This is a genomic window from Bradyrhizobium sp. AC87j1, assembly GCF_002936975.1.
Lineage (GTDB): Bacteria > Pseudomonadota > Alphaproteobacteria > Rhizobiales > Xanthobacteraceae > Bradyrhizobium > Bradyrhizobium shewense.
This window is the reverse complement of sequence record NZ_PTFE01000213.1, coordinates 1-2263: the sequence shown is the minus strand read 5'-3', so window position 1 is coordinate 2263 and position 2263 is coordinate 1. Positions and strand designations below refer to the sequence as shown.

At 64.8% G+C, this 2263-nt stretch carries 4 protein-coding genes; 1 reads left to right on the top strand and 3 read right to left on the bottom strand.

Going from position 1 to position 2263, the window contains the following annotated elements; genetic code table 11:
* Positions 1-122 precede the first annotated feature (122 nt).
* The 3 genes from fliE to flgB are packed head-to-tail and all read right to left on the bottom strand — an operon-like array spanning position 123 to position 1318.
* Entirely contained in the window at positions 123-431 is a 309-nt protein-coding gene (gene fliE, locus CV770_RS40825; protein WP_018321864.1) for a flagellar hook-basal body complex protein FliE, read from the bottom strand.
* 16 nt (positions 432-447) lie between these two features.
* Positions 448-873: a flagellar basal body rod protein FlgC gene (gene flgC, locus CV770_RS40820; protein WP_091965448.1), complete on the bottom strand. Its 426-nt coding sequence runs from the start codon at positions 871-873 to the stop codon at positions 448-450.
* A 40-nt stretch (positions 874-913) separates the two neighbouring features.
* On the bottom strand, positions 914-1318 hold the full coding sequence (gene flgB / locus CV770_RS40815) for a flagellar basal body rod protein FlgB (RefSeq protein WP_018321862.1): 405 nt from the start codon (positions 1316-1318) through the stop codon (positions 914-916).
* A gap of 352 nt (positions 1319-1670) precedes the next feature.
* Here flgB and CV770_RS40810 point away from each other — a divergent pair.
* Positions 1671-2263 (top strand): flagellar biosynthetic protein FliO (locus tag CV770_RS40810; RefSeq protein ID WP_201760267.1); only part of this gene is annotated, 593 nt, incomplete at its 3' end.

Genomic DNA, 2263 nt, shown 5'->3' with positions numbered 1-2263 from the left:
GACTGTGAATTGTTTTTCGTCATGCCGGGGCTCGCGTAGCGAGAGCCCGGAATCCATACTCCCGATCGTGGTTATGGATTCCGGGCTCGCGACTTCGTCGCGCCCCGGAATGACAAGACCAATCAGATCGGCATCTTCATGATGTCTTCATACGCTGCGATCACGCGGTCGCGGACCGAGACGAGGGTGGACACCGCGACGTCGGTGTCCGCCACCGCCGTCACCACGTCCATCACGTTGGCCTTGCCGGAGGCCATCGCCACGGTCTGCGCATCCGACTTGCGGCCGGACTCCATGACGCTGCCGACGGCGTCCTTCAGCATCGAGGCAAAGGATTGCCCGCCCGCCTCGGTGGCTTTGCCGGCACCGCTGTTCTCCAGCACCCGGGCAAGGTTCGCATAAGCGTTGGCGGCGATTGTCGGTGATGCCATGGCTCAATTGTCCTGTTCAGCTCTTGAGGATGTCGAGCGTGCGCTGGATCATCCGGCGCGTCGCACTGATGATGTTGAGATTGGCCTCGTAGGACCGCTGCGCGTCGCGCATGTCGGTCATCTCGACCACCGAGTTCACGTTGGGATATTTGACGTTGCCGCTGGCGTCCGCGACCGGATTGCTCGGCTCGTATTTGACGCGGAAGTTCGACTGGTCGGGCTTGATCTTGCCGAGGGTGACGACCTGCGCGTCGAGCGTGCGGTCGAGCGCGGAGGAGAAGGTGGGAACCTTGCGCCGGTAGGGATCGCCGCCTGACGTCTGCGAGGTCGAATCCGCGTTCGCGATGTTTTCCGAGATCACCCGCATGCGGCCGGCTTGCGCCCTCAGACCGGAGGTCGCGATCGCCATCGAACGGGCAAAGTCGCTGCTGTCATTGGCCATGATGCGCCTCCTCTAGCTCTTCTGTTCCCGGATCATGTCGCTAGCCCTTGCCGATCGCGGTCTTGAGCAGATGCAGGCTCTTCGAATAGAGCGAGGTCGCCGCCGCATAGTCCATCTGGTTGCTGGCCGCCTTCATCATCTCCTCTTCGAGATTGACGGCGTTGCCCGCGGGGCGGGTCTCAAAGCCCGCGTTCCTGTTCTGGTCGAATCCGGAAGCAGCCCCCGACGGCGTCATGTGAGAACCGCTGGTGCGCGCGAGCGCGAGGGGGCCCATCGAGCCGGTGACCGCCCCGGACTTGTCGAGCTTCGGCTCGACCAGGTCGCGCGGCCGGAATTTGGGCGTGTCGGAGTTGGAGACGTTCTCGGACAGGACGCGCTGGCGCTCCTGGTGCCACTGCATCTTGGTGCGAAGCGCCGACAGCACCGGGAGGTCGTTGATGGACATCGTCGCGGCTCCTTCCGCCTCTTGCGAACCTTGAGGTCCGCAACTAGGCAGAATTTGCCGCGTGTATGGTTAACAGCTGGTTAAGGACGACCTCGAGGCGTGTCCCCGGGCGGAACAGCATTTTGCACCCCGTGATTCTACGCCTCCAAAAATGGCATTAACCCAACCATTTGGCGGCGCATTCACGGGCCAAGAAGTCGTTTTGGATCGAGCGATTCATAGGTTATTAAGAGTTGGGGACGGCAAAACTTGCCGTGGGACGTTAAGAGATCGCAGTTTGGGGCATCGTTAAGCCGGTGGTTGGCGCGTCTGACCACGGGCACGAGAACAGCGCCATTTGTCGGGGACAAGTATGCAAGGCAGCCCTATCACCTTCATCGTCGCGTTCATCGTCGTCCTGGCGTTGATCGGCGTCGCTGCCTGGCTGGTTCGCCGATTCGCCGGCAGCCGGGTCGGCGCCAACACCCAGCGCGGCAGGATGCCCCGGCTCGCGGTGATCGACGCTGCCGCGGTCGACGGTCGGCGCCGCCTGGTGCTGGTCCGGCGTGACAATGTCGAGCATCTCCTGATGATCGGCGGGCCGACCGATATCGTCGTCGAGCCCAACATCGTTCGCGCCGCGCCCGGCCGCGACCAGCTTCCGCAGCGTCCGAACGCCGCGGAACCGCCGCGGCTTGCGCCCATGCCGGATACCAGCAGCTGGGCCGACGAAGCACCGCGGCCGGAACTGCTCGATCATCCCGAGCCGCAAATGCCCGAGCCGCCGCCGCGGCCCGCGCGCCCATCCTTCGCCGACGAGGTGCGCCGGCCCGCTCCCGCGCTGGCCGAACGCCGCAGCGATCCCCTCGCCGGCTTTACGGCCGAGCCGATTGCACCGCGCCCCGAGCGCGAACCGCGGCCCGAGCCGCTGCCGCCGCGCGTTCCGCGCAGCGAGCCGCCACTGAT

What these genes read in the sequence shown, in the direction of transcription:
- fliE (WP_018321864.1), bottom strand. Translation starts at nt 431, where the DNA reads ATGGCATCACCGACAATCGCCGCCAACGCTTATGCGAACCTTGCCCGG.
- flgC (WP_091965448.1), bottom strand. Translation starts at nt 873, where the DNA reads ATGGCCAATGACAGCAGCGACTTTGCCCGTTCGATGGCGATCGCGACC.
- flgB (WP_018321862.1), bottom strand. Translation starts at nt 1,318, where the DNA reads ATGTCCATCAACGACCTCCCGGTGCTGTCGGCGCTTCGCACCAAGATG.